The 20,970-nt window shown below is 70.3% G+C and carries 16 protein-coding genes; 8 read left to right on the top strand and 8 right to left on the bottom strand.

Annotation, left to right across the window (positions count from 1 at the left end; genetic code table 11):
* The first annotated feature begins 115 nt into the window (after positions 1-115).
* The 4 genes from ACFV9O_RS04330 to ACFV9O_RS04345 all read left to right on the top strand — a co-directional run bounded on the left by ACFV9O_RS04330 (position 116) and on the right by ACFV9O_RS04345 (position 6,299).
* Positions 116-3,946: an endo-alpha-N-acetylgalactosaminidase family protein gene (locus tag ACFV9O_RS04330; RefSeq protein ID WP_385412118.1), complete on the top strand. Its 3,831-nt coding sequence runs from the start codon at positions 116-118 to the stop codon at positions 3,944-3,946.
* 149 nt (positions 3,947-4,095) lie between these two features.
* On the top strand, positions 4,096-4,422 hold the full coding sequence (locus ACFV9O_RS04335) for a polysaccharide lyase beta-sandwich domain-containing protein (RefSeq protein WP_385412121.1): 327 nt from the start codon (positions 4,096-4,098) through the stop codon (positions 4,420-4,422).
* A gap of 71 nt (positions 4,423-4,493) precedes the next feature.
* The gene (locus ACFV9O_RS04340) at positions 4,494-6,077 is read left to right on the top strand and encodes an acyl-CoA carboxylase subunit beta (protein WP_385412123.1); all 1,584 of its coding nucleotides are present in this window, start codon (positions 4,494-4,496) and stop codon (positions 6,075-6,077) included.
* Between the two features lie 21 nt (positions 6,078-6,098).
* On the top strand, positions 6,099-6,299 hold the full coding sequence (locus ACFV9O_RS04345) for an acyl-CoA carboxylase subunit epsilon (protein WP_385412125.1): 201 nt from the start codon (positions 6,099-6,101) through the stop codon (positions 6,297-6,299).
* A gap of 208 nt (positions 6,300-6,507) precedes the next feature.
* Here ACFV9O_RS04345 and ACFV9O_RS04350 read toward each other — a convergent pair whose 3' ends face one another.
* The 8 genes from ACFV9O_RS04350 to ACFV9O_RS04385 form a co-directional block, all read right to left on the bottom strand.
* Positions 6,508-7,089 (bottom strand): ATP/GTP-binding protein, encoded by a 582-nt coding sequence (locus ACFV9O_RS04350; RefSeq protein WP_385412128.1) that lies wholly within the window; start codon positions 7,087-7,089, stop codon positions 6,508-6,510.
* Positions 7,070-7,648, bottom strand: coding sequence for a DUF742 domain-containing protein (locus ACFV9O_RS04355; protein ID WP_385412130.1), 579 nt, complete (start codon positions 7,646-7,648; stop codon positions 7,070-7,072). Before ACFV9O_RS04355 ends, ACFV9O_RS04350 begins: the two co-directional genes overlap by 20 nt.
* Positions 7,649-7,747: 99 nt before the next feature.
* Positions 7,748-8,161, bottom strand: a complete 414-nt coding sequence (locus ACFV9O_RS04360) for a roadblock/LC7 domain-containing protein (protein ID WP_240111643.1) — start codon at positions 8,159-8,161, stop codon at positions 7,748-7,750.
* A 10-nt stretch (positions 8,162-8,171) separates the two neighbouring features.
* Positions 8,172-11,426, bottom strand: a complete 3,255-nt coding sequence (locus ACFV9O_RS04365; protein ID WP_385412133.1) for a nitrate- and nitrite sensing domain-containing protein — start codon at positions 11,424-11,426, stop codon at positions 8,172-8,174.
* A 337-nt stretch (positions 11,427-11,763) separates the two neighbouring features.
* On the bottom strand, positions 11,764-12,345 hold the full coding sequence (locus ACFV9O_RS04370; RefSeq protein WP_385412136.1) for an ATP/GTP-binding protein: 582 nt from the start codon (positions 12,343-12,345) through the stop codon (positions 11,764-11,766).
* Positions 12,326-12,733 (bottom strand): DUF742 domain-containing protein, encoded by a 408-nt coding sequence (locus ACFV9O_RS04375; protein WP_385412139.1) that lies wholly within the window; start codon positions 12,731-12,733, stop codon positions 12,326-12,328. The genes ACFV9O_RS04370 and ACFV9O_RS04375 overlap by 20 nt, the downstream gene beginning before the upstream one ends.
* Positions 12,734-12,888: 155 nt before the next feature.
* On the bottom strand, positions 12,889-13,302 hold the full coding sequence (locus ACFV9O_RS04380) for a roadblock/LC7 domain-containing protein (protein WP_138057401.1): 414 nt from the start codon (positions 13,300-13,302) through the stop codon (positions 12,889-12,891).
* A 9-nt stretch (positions 13,303-13,311) separates the two neighbouring features.
* Positions 13,312-16,893 carry a nitrate- and nitrite sensing domain-containing protein gene (locus ACFV9O_RS04385; protein ID WP_385412143.1) on the bottom strand — a complete coding sequence of 1,194 codons (3,582 nt, stop codon included), beginning with the start codon at positions 16,891-16,893 and terminating at the stop codon, positions 13,312-13,314.
* Between the two features lie 548 nt (positions 16,894-17,441).
* Between ACFV9O_RS04385 and ACFV9O_RS04390 the strand changes: the two genes are divergently transcribed.
* From ACFV9O_RS04390 to ACFV9O_RS04405, 4 genes are all read left to right on the top strand, one after another.
* Positions 17,442-17,615: a hypothetical protein gene (locus tag ACFV9O_RS04390; protein WP_385412146.1), complete on the top strand. Its 174-nt coding sequence runs from the start codon at positions 17,442-17,444 to the stop codon at positions 17,613-17,615.
* 112 nt (positions 17,616-17,727) lie between these two features.
* Positions 17,728-18,522 carry a fumarylacetoacetate hydrolase family protein gene (locus ACFV9O_RS04395; protein WP_385412148.1) on the top strand — a complete coding sequence of 265 codons (795 nt, stop codon included), beginning with the start codon at positions 17,728-17,730 and terminating at the stop codon, positions 18,520-18,522.
* On the top strand, positions 18,515-19,993 hold the full coding sequence (gene gltX, locus ACFV9O_RS04400) for a glutamate--tRNA ligase (protein ID WP_385412151.1): 1,479 nt from the start codon (positions 18,515-18,517) through the stop codon (positions 19,991-19,993). Before ACFV9O_RS04395 ends, gltX begins: the two co-directional genes overlap by 8 nt.
* A gap of 167 nt (positions 19,994-20,160) precedes the next feature.
* Positions 20,161-20,880: an HAD family hydrolase gene (locus ACFV9O_RS04405; protein ID WP_385412152.1), complete on the top strand. Its 720-nt coding sequence runs from the start codon at positions 20,161-20,163 to the stop codon at positions 20,878-20,880.
* The last annotated feature ends 90 nt before the right edge of the window (positions 20,881-20,970 follow it).

Below are 20,970 nucleotides of genomic sequence, written 5' to 3' on the forward strand. Positions count from 1 at the left end.
ACAAGCCGATCTCCGCGCCGCCGACTTGGACTTACCGCCACGGTTGTTGGACTGGGCTCGCCGCTCACGGACGACTTCGTTGACGGTGCCGTCGCGCCCCGGCTACCCAGTCCCCATGTCGTTCACCAAGAGATCCTGGGCCGCGGGCGTGGTCGCCGCCGCGACGGCCGCCGCGCTCACAGCGCCGACCGGGCCCGCTGTCGCCGCCCCGGATTCCGGAGACGGGCCCGCAGTGCTCACGTCCGGCCAGCTCGCCGTCGCCGTCGCCGACGACTTCCCGCGCGTGCTGTCATACACCGACCGGGCCACCGGCGCCCGCCTCCTCGGCAGCACCCGACCGGTCACCGAGGTCACCGTCAACGGCACCGCGCAGCTCGTGCAGCTGAAGGGCGCGCCCGTTGTACGGGACGCGAGCGCCGCGTACACGCTCACCTTCCCCGGCCTTCCCGGGGTCGAGATCGACGCGACGCTCTCCGTCTCCGGCCGGGCCACCACCTTCAAGGTCACGGCGGTCCGGGACACCGAGGACTTCCGGGTCGGGACCATCGACATCCCGGGGCACGACCTGGTCTCCGTCGGGAGTACGGACGCGGGGGCCGCGACGGCGTTCACGACGCTCGACCCCGACTCGACCAGGACCGCCGACGTCTTCGGCACGGTCACCGATGCGACGGCCCCCGAGACCGCCGCCGTCGGAGCCTCGTACGCCATCGTCAACACATCCGGCCTCGCCGCCGCCGTCGAGTCGAACTCCAGCTACGACAAGCCCTCCGGCGCCACGAGCGGTGACGACGCCCGCTTCCGGCACCAGGCCCGCAAGGACGCGGACGGCAGCGTCCGGGTCGGCGTGTGGTCCGGCCAGTGGACCTACCGTGGCGCCGGCGCGCCGCAGCCCGAGACCGGCAAGGACCTCCCCTGGGCCAAGGTCGTCGTCACGCCCGACGCCAACGGCGACGGGAGGACCGACTGGCAGGACGGCGCCGCGGCCTTCCGCAGCATCGGCATCACCGCGCCCGGCAGCAACGACACCCCCGACCGGGTCGTCACCCACATCCCCTTCAACTTCGCCAGCCAGGCCACGCACCCCTTCCTGCGCACCCTCGACGACGTCAAGCGGATCTCGCTCGCCACGGACGGTCTCGGGCAGCTCGCCGTCCTCAAGGGGTACGGCTCCGAGGGGCACGACTCGGCCCACCCCGACTACGGCGGCAACTACAACAAGCGCGCGGGCGGGCTCGCCGACCTCAACAAGCTGCTGACGAGCGGCAAGAAGTGGGGTGCGACCTTCGGCGTGCACGTGAACGCCACCGAGTCGTACCCGGAGGCCAAGAACTTCAGCGAGGCCCTCGTCGACAGGACGAAGCCCGGCTGGAACTGGCTCAACCAGAGCTACTACATCGACCAGCGGCGGGACATCAACAGCGGTGATCTCGCCCGGCGCTTCCAGCAGCTGCGCGACGAGACCGACCGCAATCTCAGCCTCCTGTACATCGACGTCTATTACACGCACGGCTGGATCGCGGACAAGACCCTCCAGGCGGTCCAGGCACAGGGCTGGAACGTCGGCACCGAGTGGGCCGACAAGTTCGAGCGGGCCTCCCTCTGGTCGCACTGGGCCAACGACCTCGACTACGGCGGCGCCACCAACAAGGGGCTGAACTCGCAGATCATCCGGTTCATCCGGAACGGCGAGAAGGACGTCTGGAACAACCACCCCGTCCTCGGGCAGACCGCACTCGAGGACTTCGAGGGCTGGACCGGCGAGACCGACTGGAACGCCTTCTACGCGAACATCTGGGAGAGGAACCTCCCCGCCAAGTTCCTCCAGCAGCAGAAGATCACCCGCTGGGACGGGAACGACATCACGCTCACCGGCGGACTGCGCGGCACCGTCGAGGAGGGTCGCCGCACCTTCTACGACCACGGGCGCAAGGTCCTCGACGGGAACCGCTATCTGCTTCCGTGGGACGGCGGGAAGAAGCTGTACCACTACAACAAGCAGGGCGGCAGCAGCAGCTGGGACGTGCCCGGCACCGGCTCGTACACCGTCTACCGGCTCACCGACAACGGACGGGCCAGGACCGGGACCGTACGAGCCGTGAACGGCAAGGTCACCCTCGACGCCGAGGCCGGGCAGCCGTACGTCCTCCATCCCGAGCAGGCGCCCGCGGCGCAGGACCCGCAGTGGGGTCAGGGCACCCTGGTCGACGACCCCGGATTCAACGACGCCGGGCTGAGCGACTGGTCGAAGACCGGCACCGTCGCCCGCACGACCGACGACCAGGGCCGCAACTCCGCCCGGCTCAGCGGCACCGCCGCGGCCTCGCTCTCCCAGCCGATCACCGGCCTGGAGGCGGGCAAGCGGTACACCGCGTCCGCGTGGATCGAGGTCGAGCCGGGCCAGGCACGGCGCACGGTCCTCTCCGCCGGCGGGAAGTCCGTCGCCGTCGAGCGCTCCACCGTCCGCAACGAGGTCGCCGCGTCCGACCTGCACTCCACCTACTTCCAGCGCGCCAAGGTGAACTTCACCGCCCCGGCCGGTGGCGCGGTGACCCTGCGGATCGATGCCGCCAAGGGATCGCCGGCGACGGTGCGGGTCGATGACGTACGGGTCGTCGCCAACGCGCCCGCGACGAAGCCCGGGGCGCTCGTGTACGAGGACTTCGAGACCGTCGACCAGGGCTGGGGACCGTTCCTCAAGGGCGACGCGGGCGGAGTGACGGACCCGCGCACCCATGTGAGCCGGCTGCACGCCCCGTACACCCAGGCCGGCTGGAACGGAAAGCTCGTCGACGACGTGCTCACCGGCGAGGAGTCCCTCAAGGCCCACGAGGAGAACAGCGGTCTGGTGTACCGGACCGCGCCCTGGACCGTGCCGATGACGGACGGGCACAGCTACAAGGTCGAGTACGACTACCAGTCGAGCCATGCGGGCGCGTACGAGTGGGTCACCGGCTACGACCGGGCCGCCGGCGGCTCCGTGGAGACCCGTCGCACGCACATCGGGCAGCAGCGCACCACGGGGCACTTCGCCGAGACCGTGACCGCGGGCTGCGGCGACACCTGGACCGGGCTGCGCAAGCGCGACGACGCGCCCGACGGGGCCGACTTCGTCGTCGACGGCTTCACGGTGACCGACCTCGGGCCGGCCGCCCAGGCGCCCGCGTGCGGAACGCTCAGCGTCGCCGCGGCCGCCGAGACGCTGGAGCCGGGTACGAAGAACGAGGTCAAGGCCCTCTTCACCAATGACGAGGCGACGGCCGCCACCGACGTCTCGCTCGCCCTGACCCTGCCCGCCGGCTGGACCGCCGAGCCCGAAGGACCGGTGTCCTTCGACTCCGTCGCCGCCGGCGCCAAGGCCACCGCCACCTGGCAGGTCACCCCGCCCTTCGACGCCCCGTACCAGACGTACCCGCTGGGCTCGCGGGCCACCTACGAGGTCGGCGGCTCGCCGCGGAGCCTCGAGGCCGCCACCTCCGTACGGACCCTCCCGCCGCCGCCCACCGCCGACGCCTGGGCGAGCGACCTCGACTGGACCGCCGCCGAGAACGGCTGGGGCCCGGTCGAGCGGGACAGCTCCAACGGCGAGACGGGCACCGGTGACGGAAGCCCGCTGAGGATCGGGGGAGTGTCGTACGCCAAGGGCCTCGGCACCCACGCCCCGGCCAGGGTCCGCTACTACCTGGGCGGCAAGTGCACCTCGTTCACCGCGGAGGTGGGCGTGGACGACGTCCAGACGTCACGCGGCAGCGTGCGGTTCAGCGTCACCGCCGACGGTACGGAGAAGGTCGCCTCGCCCGTGCTGAAGGCCGCCGACGCCGCGTGGAGCCTGAGCGCGGACGTCACCGGCGCGAAGTACGTCGAACTCCTCGTCGGTGACGGCGGCGACGGGAACGGCAACGATCACGCCGACTGGGGGAGTGCGCGCTTCCACTGCGCCCCCTGAGACCGGGGGAGTGCTCGTCCCCGCGCCCGGACCGGGTGCGGGGACGAGCGGTTTCCCCGTGCGGAACGCAACGGCGGGCCCGCCGCTACGGGACCCTGTGGCTGGACCATGGGGCCGATCCGGTGAACGCCTCGTACGCCTCTGTCTTGATGCTGGGCGCCTTCCCGAGAGCCGTCGCCGCCCGCGCGGCCGACCCCCGCCGGCTGGAGATCCTCGACAACACCGCCGACCCTCGGACCGTCGCCGTCCCGTCCCTCGGACTCACGGCGGCGAACTTCCGGCAGGCCGGTACGGTGGGCAGCCTCGGCGCGAGCGCCCCCGCGAGTGTGCTCGTAAGGGAACGGCAGGCGCCACCCACCGCTGCGAGGTGGCCATCGGCTGACCAACGGGTGACGTCCTTGTCGGACCCCGACAATCCGGGGCAGGGCCGAGCTGGTACTTCGGCTGTGCCGCGCAATGGTTCTGTCCGGGGGTGACAGGAGAACGGTCGCGAGACTGTACGGAGTCAACGGCAGGATTTTCTTGGTCGGGTCCGTAGGGTCGGTACATGACCGTTTTGGACGAGACCACCGGCGAGCCGACCGACGCACGAGGACGCGTGGCCGAGCTGCACGCCCTTCGCGAAGAGGCCCGCCGTGGACCCAGTGACCGGGCGACCGAGGCGCAGCACGCCAAGGGCAAGCTGACCGCGCGTGAGCGGATCGAGCTGTTGCTGGACGAGGGTTCGTTCCGTGAGGTCGAGCAGCTGCGACGGCACCGGGCATCCGGTTTCGGCCTGGAGGCGAAGAAGCCGTACACCGACGGTGTGATCACGGGCTGGGGAACGGTCGAGGGGCGGACGGTCTTCGTCTACGCCCATGACTTCCGGATCTTCGGCGGCGCGCTGGGCGAGGCCCACGCCACCAAGATCCACAAGATCATGGACATGGCCATCGCCGCCGGCGCCCCGCTCGTCTCCCTCAACGACGGCGCAGGCGCCCGGATCCAGGAGGGCGTCTCCGCCCTCGCCGGCTACGGCGGCATCTTCCAGCGCAACACCCGCGCCTCCGGCGTCATCCCGCAGATCAGCGTGATGCTCGGCCCCTGCGCGGGCGGCGCCGCCTACAGCCCGGCGCTGACCGACTTCGTCTTCATGGTCCGCGAGACCTCGCAGATGTTCATCACCGGGCCGGACGTCGTCAAGGCGGTCACCGGTGAGGAGATCACCCAGAACGGGCTCGGCGGCGCGGACGTGCACGCCGAGACGAGCGGCGTCGCGCACTTCGCGTACGACGACGAGGAGACCTGCATCGCCGAGGTGCGGTACCTGCTGTCGATGCTGCCGCAGAACAACCGCGAGAACCCGCCGAACGTGGCGACCGAGGACCCGGCAGACCGCCGCTCCGACGTACTGCTCGATCTGGTCCCGGCCGACGGCAACCGCCCGTACGACATGCACCAGGTCATCGAGGAGCTCGTTGACGACCGCGACTACCTGGAGATCCACGAGCGCTGGGCGCGCAACATCATCTGCGCCCTCGCCCGGCTCGACGGCCAGGTCGTCGGCATCATCGCCAACCAGCCGCAGACGCTGGCCGGTGTGCTCGACATCGAGGCGTCCGAGAAGGCCGCCCGTTTCGTGCAGATGTGCGATGCTTTCAACATCCCGATCGTGACGCTGCTGGACGTGCCGGGCTTCCTGCCCGGTGTCGACCAGGAGCACGGCGGCATCATCCGCCACGGAGCGAAGCTGCTGTACGCGTACTGCAACGCGACCGTGCCCCGGATCTCGCTGATCCTGCGCAAGGCCTACGGCGGCGCGTACATCGTCATGGACTCCCAGTCCATCGGCGCCGACCTCACCTACGCCTGGCCGACGAACGAGATCGCGGTCATGGGTGCCGAGGGCGCCGCCAACGTCATCTTCCGCCGGCAGATCGCCGACGCCGAGGACCCCGACGCCATGCGCGCCCGCATGGTCAAGGAGTACAAGGCCGAGCTCATGCACCCCTACTACGCCGCGGAGCGCGGACTGGTCGACGACGTCATCGACCCGGCCGAGACCCGCGAGGTGCTCATCCGCTCCCTCGCGATGCTCCGGACCAAGCACGCCGACCTGCCGTCCCGCAAGCACGGCAACCCCCCGCAGTAACCCATGAGGAGAACACTGCAGATGACCATCTCCGCCGAGTCCCTGCTCCGGGTCGAGAAGGGCCACGCCGACCCCGAGGAGCTGGCCGCGATCACCGCGGTGCTGCTCGCTCGTGCCGCCGCGCAGCCGTCCGCCCCGGCCGGCCGCGGCCGCAGCACGGCCGGCTGGCGTCGGCTGGAGCGCCAGTCCGGCTTCCGCGCACCGCACTCCTGGCAGGGCTGACGCCCTACCGACCCCACAGGACCCCGTGTCCCTTCCCAGGGACGCGGGGTCTTTGCTGTGCCATGCGTGCCGCCCACGTCCAGTGCCCCGTCGTGTCCGTCCTCGATCGCCGGACGGGCTCGAGGGAAAGGGAAAGGCCCCGCACTCCGTCAGGAGTGCGGGGCCTTCCCCGCGTACGGGACGCGTACGGGACCGGTACGGCGACGGTCTACCGAAGGCGTGCCATGAGGGCATGCTCGACGAGGGTGATCAGCGCGCTCTTGGCGTCCGCGCGGTGGCGGGCGTCGGTGGTGATGATCGGCGTGTCCGGGCCGATCTGCAGCGCCTCACGCACCTCGTCGGGCGTGTACGGCTGATGTCCCTCGAAACCGTTGAGCGCCACGACGAACGGCAGCCCGCTGTTCTCGAAGTAGTCGACCGCGGGGAAGCAGTCGGCGAGTCGGCGGGTGTCCACCAGGACCACCGCGCCGATGGCGCCGCGCACGAGGTCGTCCCACATGAACCAGAACCGGTCCTGTCCGGGGGTGCCGAACAGGTAGAGGATGAGGTCCTGGTCGAGGGTGATACGGCCGAAGTCCATGGCCACCGTGGTGGTGGTCTTGTCCCCGGTGTGGGTGAGGTCGTCGATGCCCGCGGATGCGGACGTCATGACGGCCTCGGTACGCAGCGGGTTGATCTCCGAGACGGCGCCGACGAACGTGGTCTTGCCCACGCCGAAGCCGCCCGCCACCACGATCTTCGCGCTGGTGGTTGAGCGGGCTGCACCGCCGCTAGAGCTTGCGAAGTCCACTGAGCACCCTTTCGAGCAGTGTCACGGCTGGCTGGCCGCCGGCGGACTCGTCGCCGCCGGGCTGGTGAATGGCGACAAGTCCGGCCTCCGCCAGGTCGGCTACGAGGATCCGGGCAACGCCGAGGGGGATGGAGAGAAGTGCCGAGATCTCGGCGATCGACTTGATCTCGAAGCACAGTCGGCAGATCCGCTGGTGCTCGGGCAACTGCCCTTGCAGCCGCACGGGATCGGCCGTGGTGCTGACCAGCGCCTCGATGGCGAGCTGGTAGCGGGGCCGGGTCCGGCCGCCGGTCATCGCGTACGGACGCACCAGCGGGTTGTGGTTGCTGCGGCCCGAAGCGGGTGCCGGCTCAGGGGACCGCCGGGGCGCCACGGGCTGGATCCGGGGCGTCTGCGGCTGGTCGTACGAAGGGTCGTACGGCTGCTGCGGCCGCTGGTACGGCTGCGGGCCGCCGCCTCTGCTGCTCGGAGTGGAGGGAAAGTTGAAGCGGTTCTGACCCTGCTCACCCGGAGACGGCTGAGCACCGTCGTATGGGTGTCCGCCTGGGGGTGTTGACACGTTTCTTCCTCCTCCGAGTGCCGTACGCCGGTCCATGTCCCTGTGGAGCCGCGCCACCGCACCCTATGGTGCGGTGGCGAGAAACGCACTGCTTGTTTGCTAGTTGAGAAGACTTCCCTGGAGTTCGGCACGGAGGTCCGGGGTGAGGACGCTGCCGGCGCGGTCGACCAAGAGGGCCATCTCGTAGCCCACGAGACCGATGTCGGCGTCGGGGTGGGCGAGCACGGCCAGCGAGGAGCCGTCCGAGATGGACATGATGAAGAGGAAGCCGCGCTCCATCTCCACAACGGTCTGGTTGACCGGGCCGCCCTCGAAGATGCGCGACGCTCCCGCGGTCAGCGAGGTCAGTCCGGACGCGACGGCCGCCAGCTGGTCGGCCCGGTCGCGCGGGAACCCCTCGGACATCGCCAGCAGGAGTCCGTCGGCGGAGACCACCACGGTGTGGGACACCCCAGGGGTGTTGTCCACGAAGTTGGTGATCAACCAGTTCAGATTCTGCGCCGCCTGGCTCATCGGGCTCACACTAACGCTCCTGGTTGTAGGTACTACCCGGGCCGAAGCCCATTCCGTTCGTGTCCGTTCCCGCGGTACGTCCCTTCTGGACACCACGCCGCAGGTTGCTCAACCTGCCACGCACGTCTTCAGGGGCGCGGGAGACCTGGGGGCCGCCCTGCGGGGTCTGCTCCGCCGTGCCCTCGACCAGATTGGCCTTGGGAACACGCCGGGGGAGACCGGACGGGGTGACTCCGCCTGCCTTGGGTTCGCGGAGCTTCTCGGCCCGCTGCCAGCGCTCGTCGTTCGTCGAGCGCCAGTCGTCGGAGCCGTCCGCCTCGGCCCGCCCGTTCCGAGGGGCCTGCGGGGCCTGACCGGCCGAAGTCGCCTGTCCTGCCTGTCCGTTGTCGGCGCCGGCGGACTGCCACTGGCCTTGCGCCTGGTTGCCGCCGCCGCGACGCGGCAGACCCGAATCGGTCAGCTGGTTGCTGTTGCTCGCAGCGGGACCCGGACGGTCGAAGCCTACGCGCTCGGGAGCGCTCGCGGGAGCGCCGGGCGCAGATTCCGCATTCGACCGGTAGTCCTGCTCGTAGCCACCCTGGTAGCCGCCCTGACCGGCCCACTCTCCCTGGTCGGAGCCGTGGCCGAACCGGTCGTCGTACTGCGCCTGGTGCTCCTGCGCGGCGTCGTACGGGGCCTCCGCATACGCCTGCTCGGAGTGCTCGGGGTAACCCCCGGAAACCGGGTACTCACCCGTGCGGTCGTAGCCGTCGCCACCCTCGTAGCCGTAGCCGTTCTGCTCGTACGCGGACTGCGGATCCTGCGACGCGAAGCCCTGGTCGTACTGACCGTCGCCGTACTGGCCCTGCTCGCCGTACGACTCCTGCGCCTCGTCGCGGAACAGCGGGCGGTCGCCGCCGTGCGCCTGCGCCTCGAGTGCCGCACGGCGCTCCTCGCGCATGAGGGAGCGGTTGACCGGGTCCAGCTGGCGGTTGTCGGACGACTGGTCCTCGTAGCGGGAGTCGTCGAAGCCCAGCTCCGCCGCGGTGCGCATGGTGGTGGCCTCGAAGGACGGCTGCTGCGGGATCTGCTGCTGCGGGATCATCTGCGACACGGTGAAGTCGTCCTCGGGAAGCGGTTCGCCACCGCCACCATGCGTGATCGCGTCCGGAAGCATGACCAGCGAGGTCGTACCCGCCTGCTCGCCCGAGGGGCGCAGCTGGACGCGGATGCCGTGCCGGTCGGCAAGGCGGCCGACCACGAAGAGGCCCATGCGCTGCGAGACGGCGGCATCCACCGTCGGCGGGTTGGCCAGCTTGTGGTTGATGTCGGCGAAGTCCTCGGCGGTCAGGCCGATGCCCTTGTCGTGGATCTCGATCATGACGCGACCGTCGGGGAGCCGGGTTGCGGTGACGCGAACCTTCGTCTGCGGAGAGGAGAACGTCGTGGCGTTCTCCAGCAGCTCGGCGAGCAGGTGTACGAGGTCGGTCACGGCCTGGCCGTGGATCTCGCTCTCCGGGACGCCCGTGAGCTCGATGCGCTCGTAGGCCTCCACCTCGGAGGAGGCGGCGCGCAGCACGTCCACCAGCGGCACCGGCTGGTTCCAGCGGCGGCCGGGCTCCTCGCCGGCGAGAACGAGGAGGTTCTCGCCGTTGCGGCGCATACGGGTCGCGAGGTGGTCCAGCCTGAAGAGGTTCTCCAGCTGGTCCGGGTCGGCCTCGTTGTTCTCCAGGTCGGTGATCAGGGTCAGCTGGCCCTCGATCAGCGACTGGTTGCGGCGCGACAGGTTGGTGAAGATCGCGTTGACGTTGCCCCGCAGCATGGCCTGCTCGGCGGCGAGCCGGACGGCCTCGCGGTGGACCTGGTCGAAGGCGCGGGCGACCTCGCCGATCTCGTCCTGCGTGTCGATCGGGATCGGCTGCACCCGGGTGTCGACCCGGCCCGGCTCGGTGCGGGACAGCTGGTCGACCAGCATCGGTAGACGCTGCTCGGCGATGCCGAAGGCGGCGGTGCGCAGCGCGCGCATCGAGCGGCTCATCTGGCGGCCCACCAGACCGGCCAGGATGAACGCGGTGAGCAGCGCGATGATGACGATCAGACCGTTGACGATGGCGTCGGTCTTGGCCTCGTCGGAGATCCGGGCCGCCTCGGTCACGGCCTTGTCGACGAGGTCGTTCTCGATCTCGGTGTAGCCGTCGAACTTGGCGGTGGCGGCGGCCATCCAGACCGTCGGCGTCACACCCTGCTCGGCGAGCTCGTCGGGTTCGTCGCCGGAGCTGATGGCGGCCACCATGCCGTCGTACACGGAGTCGTTCTTCTTCGGCGGGGGCGTGAACTGCACGCCGGCGGCCTGTGCCTGCTGGGCGGCCGCGGCAAGCTTCTTGGCGCCCTCCTGCGACTTGGCGCCCATGACCGACTTCAGCTTCTCGGTGTCCTCCGCCGTACCGCCGGAGACGTACTCGCCGAGGGCGATCCCCTCCAGGTAGGCGTACGAGGAGAAGGCGACCGTCTGCCCGTTCCTGACCGCCTGCTTCTCGCTGGGGCGGACGAGCAGATGCGTGCCGATGGAGCGCTGCAGCGACTCGGCGCCCTTGGCCAGCTGGATCGCGTAGACCGTGCGGCCGAAGCTCGTGACGTTCCCGGTGCCCAGGCCGAGCTCGTTGGAGAACTCCGTGAGGTAGTGCTGGACCAGCACATAGCCCTCTTCGGTGGCGACCGGGCCACCCTTGCCGTTGGACTTGTCCGGGGTCTCCACGGCCGCGCTGTACGCGGTCTGGCGGATCAGCTGGAGCTTGGGCTCCGCCTCCCGGAAGAGCTTGAGACGGCGCTCCAGGCCCTGCTTCTGCGGCATGTCCGCGACGACCGCGTCGAACTTCCCCTTGGCGGCGTCGGTGGCCGCCCGGGTCTGCCGGACCACCGCGGCGTCGCGCTTGCCCTCGAGCAGGGACTGGGCAGTGAGGTCACGCTCGTTGAGCAGGGCCTGGCCGTACTCCGAGGCGGCGCGCACGATCAGCGCCGTCTTCTCGGCGTCCTGCGCCTCGTTCCAGGTGTCGATCGACCCCTTCACCTGGAAGCCGCCCATGACGAGGCCGACCAGCGCGGGGATGAGGAGGATCGCGTTCAGCCGGGTGGGCACCCGCCAGTTGCGTGGGGACAGCCTGCTGGAGCTGCCGCCGGTGGGCGGCGCCACGGGCTGCACATCCGCAGGCGACGCCGCTGCACGCGGGGGCGGGGTGAAGTTGCCCCGCGCCTGCTGCTCTGCGGAGCTTGTCTTGCTTCGCCTCACTCGACCAACAACCTCTCGGCGTCGGCACCTAGGTTGTGCCGATAATTGTTCAGGGCCGTACTACTCACGAGTTCGTTGATTTCAGCACGCCGAGCGGTCCCGTTCCAAACAGCGTGAACAAGCCATTCCGAGTGCTCCAGGCCGCAGATAAAACGGGCATAAAGAGCGAGCCGCGGCAAATAGCGGGCCCTATGTGAGCACAGCGGTACCAGTCGGATGCGTCGGGTGTCCGAGCCCGGAGAATTCTCTGTCGAAACGTTATGAACACGGAGGCGGGCCGTGTCAAAAGACACAGCCCGCCCACGATTTCTCTACGACAACTGCCGTATACAAGCGACTACTTGAGTCGGGCCATGAGGGCGTGCTCGACGAGGGTGATCAGCGCGCTCTTGGCGTCCGCGCGGTGGCGGGCGTCGGTGGTGATGATCGGCGTGCCGGGGCCGATCTGCAGCGCCTCACGCACCTCGTCCGGTGTGTACGGCTGATGTCCCTCGAAACCGTTGAGCGCCACGACGAACGGCAGCCCGCTGTTCTCGAAGTAGTCGACCGCGGGAAAGCAGTCCGCGAGCCTTCTCGTGTCGACGAGCACCACCGCGCCGATCGCACCCCGGACCAGGTCGTCCCACATGAACCAGAACCGGTCCTGTCCGGGGGTGCCGAACAGGTAGAGGATGAGGTCCTGGTCGAGGGTGATACGGCCGAAGTCCATGGCCACCGTGGTGGTGGTCTTGTCCCCGGTGTGGGTGAGGTCGTCGATGCCCGCGGACGCGGACGTCATGACGGCCTCGGTACGCAGCGGGTTGATCTCCGAGACGGCCCCGACGAATGTGGTCTTGCCCACGCCGAAGCCGCCCGCCACCACGATCTTCGCGGAGGTGGTCGACCGGGCCGTTCCGCCGCTAGATCTTGCGAAGTCCACTGAGCACCCTTTCGAGCAGTGTTACGTCCGGCGTTCCGCCGGCCTCTCCGTTGCCCGGCTGGTGGATCGCCACCATGCCCGCCTCGGCCAGGTCCGCCACGAGGATGCGCGCCACACCGAGCGGCATCGACAGCAGCGCCGAGACCTCCGCCACCGACTTGACCTCCCGGCAAAGGTGGCAGATCCGCTGGTGCTCGGGCAGGAGCGTCGCGAGGTGTGCCGGGTCTGCTGTCGTGCTGACCAGCGCCTCGATGGCGAGTTGGTAGCGGGGCCGGGTCCGGCCGCCGGTCATCGCGTACGGACGCACCAGCGGCTGGTCGCCTTCATGTCCGTAGTCGGTGTCCATGGGGACACCGTACGGATCGTGAGAGGCGGGGGGCGGGGTCATGAATCCTCCGGGCGTGACAGCAAGTGGTCGGCTGTGCCGTCTGTTTGGGCCGGTGGGGGGGCCGGGTGGGGCGGCCTTGACGGTGATGGGGCGATTGAGGGGTACCAGGGGTGCACCTGGGGGCGCACACCCCCTTGCAGCGGTCTTCCGAAGCTCTAGTGCAACAGGCTCCCCTGGAGTTCGGCGCGCAGGTCCGGGGTGAGGACCGTGCCTGCGCGGTCGACCAGGAGGGCCATCTCGTAGCCCACGAGACCGATGTCGGCGTCGGGGTGGGCGAGCACGGCCAGCGAGGAGCCGTCCGAGATGGACATGATGAAGAGGAAGCCGCGCTCCATCTCCACAACGGTCTGGTTGACCGGGCCGCCCTCGAAGATGCGCGACGCTCCCGCGGTCAGCGAGGTCAGTCCGGACGCGACGGCCGCCAGCTGGTCGGCCCGGTCGCGCGGGAACCCCTCGGACATCGCCAGCAGGAGTCCGTCGGCGGAGACCACCACGGTGTGGGACACCCCAGGGGTGTTGTCCACGAAGTTGGTGATCAACCAGTTCAGGTTCTGTGCCGCCTGGCTCATGGCTCTCAACTAACGCTCCTGCTGGTGACTGGGGCCGAGGTTGAAGCTGCCGGTGTTACCGGTGCTGCCCGCCTGTCGGCCCTGCTGGATACCCCGGCGGAGGTTGGTCAGCCGGCCCCGCACATCGTCCGGGGCGCGGGATACCTGCGGACCGGACTGGTGGGTCGGCTCCTGCGCGGTACCGGGCACCAGATTGGCGCGCGGCACCCGCTTGGGCAGACCCGACGTGGTGATCCCGCCGGCCGCGGGCTTGCGGACCCGCTCTGCCTGGCGCACCAGTTCATCGTTGGGCGAGGTACGCCAGGCGGCGGTGCTCGCGTTGTGCTGGCCCGTGTGGCCCGCCTGTCCGGCGGCCGGTCCTGCGGCGGGACGCCGCGGCGGCACCGCCGGGGCCGGACGGCCGACGGGCTGCTGCGGTACGGCCTGGGACGGCTGGGCCCCGTTGGGCTGACCGCCGTAGCCGGGCCTGCCGCCGCCCTGCGTGCCGTGGAACCAGTTGGTCTCCAGCGTGTCGTACAGCGGCGTACGGCCGTCACCGGGGCCGGACGCCGGAGGCAGGGCCTCGGGCTGCGGCTGCGCGGGCAGGCTCGCGGCCGCGGGACGCGGCGCACCCTGACCGTAGCCCTGCTGACCCTGTCCGGCAGCGGGACGCGGAGCCCCGCCGTAGCCGTCGGGACGGGCGGGACCCTCGAAGTCCGGGCGCTGGAACTGCTCGGTGGCCGCCGGGTCCTGGCCGCCCTGGCGCGGCGCGGAGTAGCCCTGGCGGGCGTACTGACCGGTGGTGCCGGGCTCTTCGTGGCCGCGCGGGGCGTCCAGCGGGGAGCGCTGCGGTACGGCCGGCTGCTCGCTGCCCCAGCTGGTGGTCTCCGGGCGCTGCGGGCGCTGGCCCTGCGGGCCGCCGCCGGGCAGCTCGGCGCGCGGGCCGCCGGTCGGCGGCAGCTGGCGTCCGCGGTCGGTCCCGGCGGGAGCACCCTGACGGCCGCTGTGGCGGCCGCGGTTGCCGGTGCCGCTCTGGCCGCCGCCCTGGCGGGAGTCGTCACGGTCCTGGGCGCCCGGCCGGCCACGGCCGCTGTCGGCGCCGAACGCGCCGACGGGGGCGCCGCCCTGACGCGCGGGGTCCTGCTGAGGGGCGCCACCCTGCGGGGCACCGCCCTGCTGGGGGCCGCCCTGGAACGAGGCGCCGTCACGCGGCGGCAGCGCGGCACGCGCGGCCGATCCGGCACCGACCTGGCCGCGCGGAGCACCCGCACCGAGCCGGCCCGCGGACGCGCCGCCGGGACCGCCGGACGGTCCGCCGCCGAGACCGGGACGGCCGCCACCGGGTCCGCCCTGGCCGCCCGCGCCGGGTCCACCGGGCAGACCGCGGTCCGAGCCGGGACCACCCGGGCCCTGCGGGGCGCCGTTCTGCGCGCCCGCACCGGGCTTGGCCGACGGCTTCTTGCCGCCGTGGGCGACATCGACAGGCAGCATGACCAGCGCGGTCGTACCACCGGAGTCGGACGGGCGGAGCTGGATCCGGATGCCGTGCCGCAGCGACAGGCGGCCGACCACGAACAGACCCATGCGTCGCGACACCGAGACGTCCACGGTGGGCGGCGATGCGAGCCGCTCGTTGATCGCGGCCAGGTCCTCGGGGGAGAGGCCGATGCCGGTGTCGTGGATCTCGACGAGGACGCGGCCGTCGGGCAGCGCGTGACCGGTCACGCGGACCTTGGTCTGCGGCGAGGAGAACGACGTCGCGTTCTCCAGCAGCTCGGCGAGGAGGTGCACGAGGTCGTTGACGACGCGTCCTGCGACCTCGGTCGCCGGGACGGCGGCCAGTTCGATGCGCTCGTACTGCTCCACCTCGGAGGCGGCGGCACGGAGCACGTCGACGAGCGGGACGGGCCGGGTCCAGCGGCGGCCCGGCTCCTCGCCCGCGAGGACGAGGAGGTTCTCGCCGTTACGGCGCATACGGGTCGCGAGGTGGTCCAGCTTGAAGAGGGAGGACAGCTGGTCCGGGTCGGCCTCGCGGGACTCCAGCTCGGAGATGAGCGACAGCTGACGCTGGATAAGACCCTGGGAGCGGCGCGAGAGGTTGGTGAACATCGCGTTGACGTTGCCCCGCAGCAGGGCCTGCTCGGCGGCGAGGCGGACCGCCTCGCGGTGCACGTCGTCGAAGGCCGCGGCCACCTGGCCGATCTCGTCCCGGGAGTGCACACCGACGGACTCGACGGTCGTGTCGACGTCCTGCGGGTCGGCCTCGGAGAGCTGCTTGACCAGCTCGGGCAGCCGGTCCTGGGCGACCTTGGTGGCGGTGTCCTGGAGCCGGCGCAGCGAGCGGATCATGGACCGGGCAACGACGAACGCGCCGACGAGCGAGACGCCGAGGACGACCAGGATCAGCGCACCGTTGATGATGGCGTCCTGCTGCGACTCCTGCTTGAGCTCGCGGGCCCGGCTCTCCATCTCACCGAGGAGGGTCTCCTCGATGGTGTTCATCGCCTGGATCTTGGTGTCGGCCTGGTCGGTCCAGTCCAGGTAGCTGCGGCGCTCGTCCTGGATGCCTTCGGGGCTGCGCAGCACGCGGTCCGCGTAGGTGTCGGCCTTCTGGATCTCGGAGTTGCCGTTCTCCAGCGTGCCGGTCAGCTCCTCGGCGTTGCCGCCGAGGGACGAGTAGATCGCGGTGAACGACCTCAGCTCCGCGTCCTCGTTGGTCTTGGCGTCCAGACCGGTGAGGCGGTCGTTGTCGTTCAGGCTGCCGACGGCGCTGCTGGTCTCCGGGAGCCCGGCCGCGATGACCGCGCGCTGGATGGAGGCGTACTCCTTGGCGGACGAGAACGCGGCCAGCGCGCGGGTCCGCTTGATCATGTCGGGGTTGCTGGTCGCCTGAGCCATGTCCTGGGAGAGGCTCAGCAGCGAGCCGATCAGCCGGGAGTACTGGCTGATCGTCTGCGAGTTGGAGACGCCCTTGCCCTTGGCGTAGGCCTGCTTCCGGATCTCGGTGATGTTGTGCACCTGCGCGGCGATCTGGGCCACGTTGGAGCGGATGCTCTCCAGGGCGTCGTCGCCGGTGGTGTCACCGATGTCGGCGGTCGCGTCGAGGAACGAATCCTTGCGCTGGTCGGTCACCTGCCGGGGCCGGGAGACCTTGAAGTCCGTCGCCTTGCCGCCGTGCGTCAGCGGACCGGCGGCGTGGTCGCGCTCGTTCTGGAGCGCCTCGGCGAGGGCGGTCGCCTCCCTGGTCATCTTGGTGAGCAGCTGCATGTGCTCCAGCTGCTCCATGTCGCTCATCGACTCGTTGATACGGAGTCCGCCCAGCGTGGTCGCGGCGACCACGGGGAGCGTGAGCAGGGAGACCAGGCGCGTGCTGATGCGCCAGTTGCGCAGGGCTATGCGAGAGCCCGTGTCGGGGGAGCCCTTGGGCTTCAGCGGGACGGCGGCTTCGCCACCACCCGGCGCCGCGCCGGAGCGCGCACCACGGTCACCGCCGTCGCCGGCCGGGGGCCGGTCCTGGTTCTGGGCGTGCTGGGGCGAGGAGCCGCGGTCGGTCCCGCCGTGCGGCTCCTGCTCAGCCGCAGCGCTGCCATCCCTCTTGAAACGTCCCTGCACTAGCGTCGCAACCTCTGGACCAGGCGTCCCTCCGCTTACACGGCGGGACGGTGTCGGCGTGGTGGGGCGATGATCCTGCCCCACCGGGTGAGTCTGGAGTGACCGGCGCTTCCTCCCCCTTCCCGCCGCCACTCGGCGCTGCGTTGCGCCCCTGCGCGCCGGTCTGAAACCCGCGGCGGTGCGTGGAATTCCAGCACAGTGCCGGATCTCCAACAAGGGCCGCGTACCGGGCTGTGACCAGAGTGACACGTTGTCATCGGTGCGTCACAAGCCGTAGAAAGCGGCGGGGAAGAATGGGACTTTTACCAACGAGTCGCTTACGGGTGGGGGGTGTCCCAGTCGCCATGATCGGGAGCGGAATGGCTGATTCAGCTATGCAATGTCCGTTTCTGTAAGGGCATTTCGCTGTCCAGAATGACGGAATTGCCTGCCGCGCCGTGAGCAAACTCACATGGAGATCGTTGCCTTGTCCATGCTTTCGCAGGGAATGAGGGTCCTAGCCTTTCGCTTTACAAAGACCGCCACTTCGACAAGGGCTGATTCGCGCGATGAAGACCATGATGTTCCGCAACATAGCCAACCCCCGGCGCACGACGCTGGCGCACCTCCAGGACGCCGACGAACTGCAGCCGGAGACCCAGCCGGAGCACGCGGTCGATCTCCCCACCCGTACGGCCAACCCCCGCCGCACCACGCTCGTGGACGCACCGGTGGCCCAGTAGGCCCCGGGGCACGGTCCCGGTGGCGGAGTAATACGGCAGGTCGGGTGCCTGCGCCGCGTTAGCCTGGAGCGTCAGACTCCAGCCAGCGGAAGCAGAGGGGCGCGAGGCACCCGTGCGCATCGCCAGATTCTCCATCGACGGCAATGTCGCCTTCGGCGCGGTCGAGGACGACGGGACCGGTGACCCCGGCGGTCTCGTCCTCGACATCATCAAGGGCATTCCCTACGCCGACTTCGAGCTCTCCGGTACGAAGGTCCCGCTGAGCAAGGTCCGGCTCCTGCCGCCGGTGCTCCCCAACAAGGTCGTGGCCATCGGCCGCAACTACGCAGAGCACGCGGCAGAGCTCGGCAACGAGGTCCCGGACGTACCCGTCGCCTTCTTCAAGCCCACCACCTCGGTGATCGGCTCCGGAGACGCCATCGAGTACCCCTCCTTCTCGAACGAGCTGCACCACGAGGCCGAGCTCGCCGTCGTCATCGGCCGCCTGTGCCGCGAGGTCCCGCGCGAGCGCGTCAAGGACGTCATCTTCGGCTACACCTGCGCCAACGACGTCACCGCGCGCGACGCCCAGAAGCGCGAGAAGCAGTGGGCCCGCGCCAAGGGCTTCGACACGTCGTGCCCGCTCGGCCCCTGGGTGGAGACGGGCATCGAACTGGCAGCCGCGCACGACCTCACGATCCAGTGCACGGTCAACGGCGAACAACGCCAGCTGGGTCGTACGAGCGACATGATCCGCTCCATCGAGGACCTGGTCGTCCACATCACCGAAGCGATGACGCTGCTCCCCGGAGACGTCATTCTCACCGGCACCCCCGCCGGGGTCGGCCCCCTCAACGTCGGCGACGAGGTCGCCGTCACCATCGAAGGCATCGGCACTCTCACCAACAAGGTGATCAAGCGTGGCTAACGCGACGAACGTCCGCGTACGTTTCTGTCCCTCGCCGACCGGCAACCCCCACGTGGGCCTGGTCCGCACCGCCCTCTTCAACTGGGCGTTCGCCCGGCACAACCAGGGCACCATGGTCTTCCGCATCGAGGACACCGACGCGGCGCGCGACTCCGAGGAGTCGTACCAGCAGCTCCTCGACTCGCTGCGCTGGCTCGGCCTCGACTGGGACGAGGGCCCCGAGGTCGGCGGTCCGCACGCGCCGTACCGCCAGTCGCAGCGCATGGACCTCTACAAGGACGTCGCGGAGAAGCTGCTCGCCGGCGGATACGCGTACCCCTGCTACTGCACGGTCACCGAGCTGGACGAGCGCCGCGAGGCCGCCCGGGCCGCCGGCCGTCCCTCCGGTTACGACGGCAAGTGCCGCGACCTGACCGGCGAGCAGAAGGCCGCGTACGAGCGCGAGGGCCGCGAGGCCATCATCCGCTTCCGGATGCCCGACGAGCCGATCACCTTCACCGACCTCGTCCGCGGCGAGCTGACCTTCACCCCGGAGAACGTCCCGGACTACGGCATCGTCCGCGCCAGCGGCGCCCCCCTCTACACGCTCGTCAACCCCGTCGACGACGCGCTGATGGAGATCACGCACGTGCTGCGCGGCGAGGACCTGCTCTCGTCCACCCCGCGCCAGATCGCCCTCTACAAGGCGCTGATCGAGCTCGGCATCGCCAAGCAGATCCCGGCCTTCGGTCACCTCCCGTACGTCATGGGCGAGGGCAACAAGAAGCTCTCCAAGCGCGACCCGCAGGCCTCGCTCAACCTCTACCGCGAGCGCGGCTTCCTGCCCGAGGGCCTGCTCAACTACCTGTCCCTGCTCGGCTGGTCGTTCTCGGCCGACCAGGACGTCTTCTCGATCACCGAGATGATCGAGAAGTTCGACATCGCGGACGTCAACGCCAACCCGGCGCGCTTCGACCTGAAGAAGGCCGAGGCCATCAACGCGGACCACGTCCGCCGGCTCGACGTGAAGGCCTTCACCGAGGCCTGTGAGCCCTGGCTGCAGGCCCCGCACGCCCCCTGGGCGCCCGAGGACTTCGACCGTGCCGCCTGGGAGGCGATCGCCCCGTACGCCCAGACGCGCCTCACGGTCCTCTCCGACATCACCGCCAACGTCGACTTCCTCTTCCTGCCCCGGCCGGTCGAGGACGAGGCGTCCTGGCAGAAGGCGATGAAGGAGGGCTCGGACGCGCTGCTGCGCACGGCCCGCGAGAAGCTCGACGCCGCGGACTGGTCCAGCCCCGAGGCGTTGAAGAACGCGGTCCTGGCCGCCGGCGAGGAGCACGGCCTCAAGCTCGGCAAGGCCCAGGCCCCGGTCCGCGTCGCGGTCACGGGACGCACGGTGGGTCTCCCGCTCTTCGAGTCGCTGGAGATCCTGGGCAAGGAGAAGACCCTGGCGAGGATCGACGAGGCGCTGGCGAAGCTGGCGGCGTAAGCGGTTCCCGTCGTCGTACGTCCCCGAGGGGCGGCAGCCAGAGCGGCTGCCGCCCCTCGGGCGTTGTGGGAGGCGTCGGCCGGGGTCCGAGCGTTCGCCGGGTCCGGGACCGCACACGATCGGCGACCCGGCCACCCGGCGGGCGCGCCGAGGCTAGCCTTGGGATCATGCCCATTCGCGCGGTCCTCTGGGACATCGACGACACGATCTTCGACTACACCAGCGCCGACCGCGAAGGCCTGCGGCGCATGCTCGCCGACGAGGGTCTGCCGCATCTGTACGCGTCCGCGGAGGACGCCCTGCGGCGCTGGCGGGAGCTCACCGAACACCACTGGGCGCGCTTCGCGGCAGGGGAGATCGACTTCCAGGGGCAGCGGCGCGACCGGGTCCGCAGCTTCTTCGCGCGGCAGCTGAGCGACGCCGAGGCGGACGAGTGGTTCGGCCGGCATGTCACGCACTACGAGGCCGCCTGGTCGCTGTTTCCGGACTTCCTGCCCGTCCTCGACCGGCTCGAGGGCGAGTACCGGCATGCCGTCCTGTCGAACTCCTCCCTCCACAACCAGGACCGCAAGCTGCGCGTCCTCGGTGTCCGGGACCGCTTCGAGGCCGTCCTGTGCGCCGTGGAGCTCGGCGTCTCCAAGCCCGAGGCGGCCGCCTTCCACGCCGCGTGCAAGGCGCTCGGGCTGTCGCCGCAGGAGGTCGCGTACGTCGGGGACCACCCGGACATCGATGCGAGCGCTGCGGGCGCGGCGGGGCTGACCGGCATCTGGCTGGACCGCGCGGGGCAGGGCGGACGGCCGGAGCTGATCCGGATCACGGGTCTGGAGGAGCTTCCCGGCCTACTGCGTTCGGATACCCGTTTTGGAGCGCCGTCCACCTTCAGGTAATGTTCTTCCTGCGCCGAGGGGAGCGGGCCGAAAGCCCGGAACCCGGAAGCGCACAACCGAACGAAACCCCCGCAGGGGGGTTGAGTTTTG

Source organism: Streptomyces sp. NPDC059909, from assembly GCF_042730885.1.
Classification (GTDB): domain Bacteria; phylum Actinomycetota; class Actinomycetes; order Streptomycetales; family Streptomycetaceae; genus Streptomyces.